Source organism: Tenacibaculum tangerinum (assembly GCF_029853675.1).
Classification (GTDB): Bacteria; Bacteroidota; Bacteroidia; order Flavobacteriales; family Flavobacteriaceae; genus Polaribacter; species Polaribacter tangerinum_A.
Genome location: NZ_CP122539.1, coordinates 551,188 through 560,700 on the forward strand (window position 1 = coordinate 551,188; position 9,513 = coordinate 560,700).

Annotated in this window: 2 protein-coding genes; both read left to right on the forward strand. The window is 34.6% G+C overall.

What is annotated here, in order from left to right; all coding sequences use genetic code 11:
- The first annotated feature begins 3 nt into the window (after positions 1–3).
- On the forward strand, positions 4–8,154 hold the full coding sequence (locus P8625_RS02355) for a hypothetical protein (protein ID WP_279651902.1): 8,151 nt from the start codon (positions 4–6) through the stop codon (positions 8,152–8,154).
- Positions 8,154–9,506 (forward strand): PKD domain-containing protein, encoded by a 1,353-nt coding sequence (locus P8625_RS02360; protein WP_279651903.1) that lies wholly within the window; start codon positions 8,154–8,156, stop codon positions 9,504–9,506. Before P8625_RS02355 ends, P8625_RS02360 begins: the two co-directional genes overlap by 1 nt.
- Positions 9,507–9,513: the final 7 nt, after the last annotated feature.

A 9,513-nucleotide genomic window follows, 5' to 3' on the forward strand; every position in this document is an offset into this window, starting at 1 on the left:
ACTATGAAAGTAAGAAGAAAAATACATGGAAGAAAATATAACATTATAGTTATTACTATATTGTTGCTGTTTTCAGTACACGTAGCAGCACAGGATAAAGGAACAGTAGGGTACGATGCCGACGGCACAAAATATATTCAATTTGATATAATGGGACCTACTGCTGCCTTAGATTTAGAATTGACTCAGAGTCAGGAGGTTCAAGAATACAATACCAATACAGGAGCAATTCAGATACAACCCTCTGGGGGATGGTCAAACTATGTGTACTTTCTATATAAGAATAATGTACTCGTTAACTCAGGAGGAACCGCAATTTCAGGACCAACAGTAATCTCAAATTTAGGTTATGGAACTTACAAAGTAGAACTTAGAGATAGCAAATACGCTACCACAGGAAATGAATGTAATCGAATCATTAAAAGCATCACATTATCGAATCCAGAACCTTTAACCATAAGAGGTGATAGTCAAGCAATATTATGTAATGGGCAAAGAGGTACAATAACTGCATTTGTGAAAGGGGGATTGTCTCCAAGTAATGGTACATATACTGTTAATATTTATAAAGATGGAAGTGCTACAGCACTAAAAACACAATACGTTGCGTATTCAAAATATACCGAAAGTCAAACTGATTTTGTAGATTTATTGGCAGGAAATTATAAAATAGAAGTTAAAGATAAGTATAACGTTACTAAAACAGCAACTTTAAATTTATCAGAACCTACTGCACTAGTAACACCTACAGTAACATCATTTAACAATGTATCTTGTAAAGGAGGAAATGATGGAACTATTACCGTATCAATGAGTGGAGGAACTCCTCCATACACATTACTGATAGATAATAATCCACAAGCAGGAACTTTTAGTAGTACCAAAATAGTTAGTGGCTTGAGAGCTCAAGGATATACCCTAAAAGTAGTTGATGATAATAAATGTGAATCTAATATTATAATAAAAGCAATTTCTGAACCTACGCAGGCTCTCAGTATACAAAAAGTAAGCGATGGCAATCCTACTTTTGCAAGTGCAAGTGATGGATTTATCAATATTTCTGTTACAGGAGGTACCGCCCCCTATAGTTACGAATGGTTTAAAAATGGAAATACAACTCCCTTTACCACTACACAAAACACGTCTAATTTAGGAGAAGGAATTTACAAGGTTGTTGTAACAGATGCAAAAGGATGTCCTGGTCCTGATAATTTTTCAATAACATTAACTGACCCTGAACCATTAGATATCCAATTATCAAAAACTGATGTAAAATGTTTTGGGGCACAAACAGGAAGTGTATCGGCAAGTGTTGTTGGAGGAGCAAGTTCTACCTATACTTATAAATGGTATAAAAAAACAGGAGGTGTTTGGAATTTAATAACAGGTACTACTTCAGTGATAAATAATTTACCTGCAGGAGAATATAAGGCAAATGTATCAGTCATATATAATAGCAATATAGTAGAAACAAAAGATTCTGGAACAATCACTATTTCACAACCAATATCATCGTTATCAATAGGAGAGACCATTAAAAATGTTTCTTGTAAAGGGGGTGGCGATGGAGCAATAGTATTGAATGTAAGCGGAGGAACAACATCCTATTCCTATGTTTGGTCAAATGATGAGACTACTAGAGATGTATCAGGTCTTTCAGCAGGTTCCTATACTGTTACAGTAACAGATTCAAATAACTGTGTTTTAAAAAGAACATATACAGTTACTGAACCAATGGAATTTCTTTCTGTAGAGTATAATTCACATCAAGACGCTACTGCAAATTCTAATGATATTGATGCCTTAGGCTTAACTCCTGACGGAAGCATTACAGTACAAGTTTCTGGAGGAACAATTCCTTATTCATACCAATGGTTTGACGGATTAGGAAATAACCTAAATATTAATAACGCTACGATTCCTAATATAAAAGGAGGAGATTATAAGGTGTTAGTTACTGATGCTAAAGGATGTACGGAAGAGTTTTTTTATACAATTTTTGAACCAGAAGAACTAATTATTAATGTTGAAGTACCAACAGACGGTATTTTATTCTGTAACAACGATTCTGATGGTAAAATAAATGCAACTGTAACTGGGGGGGTGAAAGAATATACTTACCACTGGTATGAAGTGTTGTCAGATAATTCAAAGTCTTTTCTTTCAGGAGAAACAAACTTAACAGTACAAGGGCTAAGTGCTGGAAGATATGGGGTAGAAATAAAAGATAATGGTGGAAATGGTATAACAAAATATTCTGAAACAATCACTTTAGTAAATCCAACTGAAGTAGTTTTAGATGATTCCAAGACTGTTATTACCGATGTATCATGTAAAGGAGGTCAAACAGGAGCTATAGAATTAGTAGTAACAGGAGGCACAGGTTCTTATAAATATGCATGGTTTAAATCGAGTAATCCCACGAGTCCTATAGCAAATACGGTTGTTCCAAAATTAGAGAATCAGTTTGCAGGAGTGTATATTGTAAAGATTACGGATGATAATAATTGTCCGAGTCCAGCAATAGAACGAACCATAACGATAAATGAGCCTTTATTAGATTTAAAAATAGATTCAGGAATAGCAACAGATGCGACAACCTTTGGAGTAAGTAACGGAGAAATATCGGTAGTAGTGTCAGGAGGGACAGCACCTTATCGTTATGAGTTACGGGAAAAAGGCAATGCGACTGTTTTAAAGACAACAAATCCAGCAACAGGATTAGCCGGATCTATTTCAGGCATTGTATATGAGATGACGGTTATAGATTCAAAAAACTGTATAACACAAGCATCATATACGGTACAAGAACCAGCAGCTATAGGAGTTTCCTTATCGATAGACTCAGAAATTGCGTGTTATAATGGAGAGGGAACAATAAGTTCTACGGTATCAGGAGGATTTTTATCATCAGGATCAGATTATACTTATCAATGGTATAATGTAACTGATTTAGCTACAGTAATAGGAACAACCCCAACTTTAACAGCAGGTTTTGGGACCTATAAATTGGAAGTAACCGATTCTAACGGGAATAAGAAAGAAGCACAGGAAACTTTAGTAAATCCAACCGAAGTAGTTTTAGATGATTCCAAGACTGTTATTACCGATGTATCATGTAAAGGAGGTCAAACAGGAGCTATAGAAATAGTAGTAACAGGAGGCACAGGTTCTTATAAATATGCATGGTTTAAATCGAGTAATCCTACGAGTCCTATAGCAAATACGGTTGTTCCAAAATTAGAGAATCAGTTTGCAGGAGTGTATATTGTAAAGATTACGGATGATAATAATTGTCCGAGTCCAGCAATAGAACGAACCATAACGATAAATGAGCCTTTATTAGATTTAAAAATAGATTCAGGAATAGCAACAGATGCGACAACCTTTGGAGTAAGTAACGGAGAAATATCGGTAGTAGTGTCAGGAGGGACAGCACCTTATCGTTATGAGTTACGGGAAAAAGGCAATGCGACTGTTTTAAAGACAACAAATCCAGCAACAGGATTAGCCGGATCTATTTCAGGCATTGTATATGAGATGACGGTTATAGATTCAAAAAACTGTATAACACAAGCATCATATACGGTACAAGAACCAGCAGCTTTAGGAGTTTCCTTATCGATAGACTCAGAAATTACGTGTTATAATGGAGAGGGAACAATAAGTTCTACGGTATCAGGAGGATTTTTATCATCAGGATCAGATTATACTTATCAATGGTATAATGTAACTGATTTAGCTACAGTAATAGGAACAACCCCAACTTTAACAGCAGGTTTTGGGACCTATAAATTGGAAGTAACCGATTCTAACGGGAATAAGAAAGAAGCACAGGAAACTTTAGTAAATCCAACCGAAGTAGTTTTAGATGATTCCAAGACTGTTATTACCGATGTATCATGTAAAGGAGATCAAACAGGAGCTATAGAATTAGTAGTAACAGGAGGCACAGGTTCTTATAAATATGCATGGTTTAAATCGAGTAATCCTACGAGTCCTATAGCAAATACGATTGTTCCAAAATTAGAGAATCAGTTTGCAGGAGTGTATATTGTAAAGATTACGGATGATAATAATTGTCCGAGTCCAGCAATAGAACGAACCATAACGATAAATGAGCCTTTATTAGATTTAAAAATAGATTCAGGAATAGCAACAGATGCGACAACCTTTGGAGTAAGCAACGGAGAAATATCGGTAGTAGTGTCAGGAGGGACAGCACCTTATCGTTATGAGTTACGGGAAAAAGGCAATGCGACTGTTTTAAAGACAACAAATCCAGCAACAGGATTAGCCGGATCTATTTCAGGCATTGTATATGAGATGACGGTTATAGATTCAAAAAACTGTATAACACAAGCATCATATACGGTACAAGAACCAGCAGCTTTAGGAGTTTCCTTATCGATAGACTCAGAAATTACGTGTTATAATGGAGAGGGAACAATAAGTTCTACGGTATCAGGAGGATTTTTATCATCAGGATCAGATTATACTTATCAATGGTATAATGTAACTGATTTACCTACAGTAATAGGAACAACCCCAACTTTAACAGTAGGTTTTGGGACCTATAAATTAGAAGTAACCGATTCTAACGGGAATAAGAAAGAAGCACAGGAAACTTTAGTAAATCCAACCGAAGTAGTTTTAGATGATTCCAAGACTGTTATTACCGATGTATCATGTAAAGGAGGTCAAACAGGAGCTATAGAATTAGTAGTAACAGGAGGCACAGGTTCTTATAAATATGCATGGTTTAAATCGAGTAATCCTACGAGTCCTATAGCAAATACGGTTGTTCCAAAATTAGAGAATCAGTTTGCAGGAGTGTATATTGTAAAGATTACGGATGATAATAATTGTCCGAGTCCAGCAATAGAACGAACCATAACGATACGTGAACCAGCAGAATATAGAATAGCAAATATTGTTTACAGTCAACCCTCAGGAGCAGGGAACAGTGATGGCTCAATTTCTTTAGACGTTTTAGGAGGATCACCTCCATACATATTCAAATGGACAGATAATAACGGAGTAGAGAAGAGTACAACAAAAACAGTTTCTAATATACCTGCAGGAGATTACATGTTTCAAGTTATCGATAGTAAAGGCTGTGCATTGACAGATATCTTTGTTTTAGGAGAGCCAAAGCCTTTGATTATTTCAATTTCGCAAGTAGCAACGATTAATTGTCATGGAGAAGCTACAGGAGTTTTAGAATTAACAAGTACAGGAGGAGTAGGAGGAAATACCTATACATGGTACAATGCAACAACAGGAACTGTTATAGGAAACTCAGAAATTCTAAACAATTTGCCAGCTGGTTCGTATTATGTAAAGGTGGTAGATGCAAATGGTGTTGAAGCAACCAGCAGTGTTTATGAAATAACGCAACCTACATTAATTACAGCAACAGCATCACATACAAATTTGAGTTGTTTTGAGAGCAATGATGGAAAAATATCTATAGAAATAAACGGAGGAGTAGGAAATTACGAGTACCAACTTAAAAAAGATAATGGTATATATGGAGGATGGATAAGTACCTCTTCAAATATAATTTTAGAAGGATTATCAATAGGAACATATAGCATTCAGATAAAAGACGGAAACGGTTGTTTGTTGAAAGAAGCAGGACTAGAAAAGACGTTCACATTTGAATTAACACAACCAGAAGCTTTAACTATTGAAGAAGTAGTTACGAATGTAAGTGGTTTTGGATTGTCAAACGGACAAATAGATGTTACAGTAACAGGAGGAACAGAAGCCTATGTTTATGAATGGAAGAACGAATCAGGAACAGTAGTAACAACAACCGAAGATTTATTAAATGTAGTAAGCGGAACATATACATTAACAATTACAGATGCACAAAGCTGTAGTTTAAGTAAAGATTATACGATAACTCAACCTGACCTTTTAACGATTTCAATTACACAGGTAGAAGAAATTTATTGTAACGGAGAAGCTACAGGAGTTTTAGAATTAACAAGTACAGGAGGAGCAGGAGGAAATACCTATACATGGTACAATGCAACAACAGGAACTGTTATAGGAAACTCAGAAATTCTAAACAATTTGCCAGTTGGTTCGTATTATGTAAAGGTGGTAGATATTAATTTTAATGAAGCAACCAGCAGTGTTTATGAAATAACGCAACCTACATTAATTACAGCAACAGCATCACATACAAATTTGAGTTGTTTTGAGAGCAATGATGGAGAAATATCTATAGAAATAAACGGAGGAGTAGGAAATTACGAGTACCAACTTAAAAAAGATAATGGTATATATGGAGGATGGATAAGTACCTCTTCAAATATAATTTTAGAAGGATTATCAATAGGAACATATAGCATTCAGATAAAAGACGGAAATGGTTGTTTGTTAAAAGAAGCAGGACTAGAAAAGACGTTCACATTTGAATTAACACAACCAGAAGCTTTAACTATTGAAGAAGTAGTTACGAATGTAAGTGGTTTTGGATTGTCAAACGGACAAATAGATGTTACAGTAACAGGAGGAACAGAAGCCTATGTTTATGAATGGAAGAACGAATCAGGAACAATAGTAACAACAACCGAAGATTTATTAAATGTAGTAAGCGGAACATATACATTAACAATTACAGATGCACAAAACTGTAGTTTAAGTAAAGATTATACTATAACTCAGCCAAATGAGTTGGAAGTAACATTAAATCAAGATAATATTGTACTATGTAAAGGATATGCAAGTGCAAGTATAAAGTCTACAGTTTCAGGAGGTGTGCCACCGTATCAATACAAGTGGTATGAAGTGGAAAATACAACAGTATTATCTACTGCAAACTCCTTAACTAACATTGGTATAGGAAGCTATTATGTCGTAATAACAGACGCAAATAATAATACCGCTCAAAGTGCCGAACTAATTATTTCAGAACCTCAAGTATTACAAGTTTTTTTACAAGAAAGTGCAACAGGCTGCGGCTTGAATAACGATTGGACTATAACAGCCAATGTAGTGGGAGGAACACCTCCATATAATTATGAGTGGAGTTCAGGTCATAATACAGCAGTTATAAATAATATTTCTTTAGGAAGTTATTTTGTATTAATAACTGATGCTAATGGTTGCCAAACATCAGAAAATATAAGCCTTCAAAATTCAAGTCCTTTAACCATTAAAGAAAACATTAAAGACGTTATCTGTTATGATAGTTGTTCAGGAGAAATAGAATTAACTATTGAAGGAGGAGTAAAACCATATCAAATTAATTGGAATACAGGACAAACAGGAAGTATCATAAGAGAACTATGTGCAGGGACTTATACTGCTACAGTTACAGACCAAAAAGGCTGTCAAATCACCAAAGATATTTCGATTCAAAATGCAGAAGAAATTATTTTTGAAATTATTCCGAATGAAGTAACTTTATGTTATGGAGAAACTATAGAGTACGATGTTACAATGGACGCTATCACTTCGTATTCATGGACATCAACCAATGGTTTTACAAGTAACGAAAGCGTGGTATTATTGTCAGAAGAAGGAGTTTATACTATCACAATAACAACAGTTGATGGATGTAAAATATCAAGAGAAATCACGATATATAAATCTGATGTAGTCATTGATGCCCAAATACTAATAACTTCACAAGCCTTTGTGGGTGAAGATGTAGTATTAATCAATGTATCTAACCCAATAAGTGAAAAAGTAACATGGGAAATTCCTTCTAATGTTACTATAGTTCAACAAACAGACGAAGGGTTAGTCTTACGTTTCCCTGCACCAGGAGATTACGACATATCTCTAATTTCAACAGAGGGTAATTGTAAAAAAGTGACAACAAAAACAGTAACTGTTTTAAAAGCAAGAAACTTAACAGACGTTGGAGACGCTAAGAAACCATTCATAAAAGAATTTATGGTGTATTCAAATCCAAATAAAGGTCAGTTTAAGGTTGATATAGAATTAGAAAAAGAAGCCGAAATTTCTTTACGTTTATTTAGTTTAGGAGCAAACTCAGTAATAGCAGATAAGTTATTAAAAGGTAAAAAAGAATACGAAATACCCTATGATATGAATGTCTCTGCCGGGGTATATGTATTATTGTTAGAAACACCAAAAGCAAAAAGAATTCAAAAAGTAATTATTGAATAATGAAGAAAATTATATTTTTCATACTAGTATCTTTCACAATATACGCATGTGTAGAAGAAGTAGCGCTACCCGTAGTCGTTGACTTTAGTACAGAGATAGTAAATCAAGATTACACAGTACCCGTTAAAGTGAAAATTGTTAACGATACTGAAGGAGCAGATACCTATTCTTGGACTTTTGAAGGTGGTGAACCCAATAGTTCATCCAATAGAAATCCTGGAATTATTACCTACAACCAAGAAGGAAGCTATACAATTACTTTAGAAGCATCCAACAGAGATGGAAGCATAGATACAAAAACTCAAGAAATAACAGTAAAACCAACCGTTCTTATTGATTTCAATGCTGAAATAGTAGAAAATAATTTTTCACCAGTAGAAGTAAAGTTAAACAATAAAACCCAAGGAGCCACTTCTTTTCAATGGTTTTTCCAAGGAGGAAATCCAGAAACATCAACAGAACAGCATCCACAAAATGTAACCTTCGCAACTCCAGGAAAGCATACCATTCGGTTAAAAGTGAGTAATGGAGAAGAAAACTACACGCAAGAGAAAATCATAGAAGTAGCCCCTTATCTAACTGCCGATTTTGAATATTCAGTTGCTTTTGAAGACGATGATTACCAAGTTCCTGTCAACGTAAGTTTTACCAATAAAAGTGTAAGTGCGACCGATTATAGTTGGACTTTTAATGGGGCAACTATAACAAGTAGTCTAGAAGAAAATCCAGAAATTGAAATTCAAACGCCAGGCACACATACAATACAGTTGAGAGCATCTAACGGAAAAGAAGAAAAAATAGTTTCTAAAACAATAACAGTATATGAGAACACTAATTTAAGAAGTTTTGAGAACATAAAGTTAGGAATTAATACAGCACATAAACAGAATTTCATAGGTGCTTTCTTTTCAACAAAAACAAGAAAAGTATATACAGATAATGAAGTCGATGATGAGACAGGGGGTAAAATAGATATCGTGTTCTTCGGATTAAATGAATCGTTTTCATACAATAAATTTGTAAGTCCACATCAAGCTACAAGCCTCGCTTTTTCAACCATTCCGAATGCCCAAACAACCCAGCTCATCAACAAACAAGAATCATGTAGCTGTGGTACCTTATTGTCAGTTACAGATTTTAATAGCATGACAAACGATGAAGTATTGGTGGAGTTAACAATAGATGAAACCGATGAAGGATTGAAAGAATTTGATAATACCATAGTACCAAGAATTATACCTTTTAAAACATCAGATAGTAGAAAAGGAGCAATCAAAATAAGACAGTTTGTAAAAGATGGGGTTAATTCATACATCATTGTAGATATAAAGGTTCAAAAGGAAACGAAATAAGAAAAAG

What these genes read in the sequence shown, in the direction of transcription:
- P8625_RS02355 (WP_279651902.1), top strand. Translation starts at nt 4, where the DNA reads ATGAAAGTAAGAAGAAAAATACATGGAAGAAAATATAACATTATAGTT.
- P8625_RS02360 (WP_279651903.1), top strand. Translation starts at nt 8,154, where the DNA reads ATGAAGAAAATTATATTTTTCATACTAGTATCTTTCACAATATACGCA.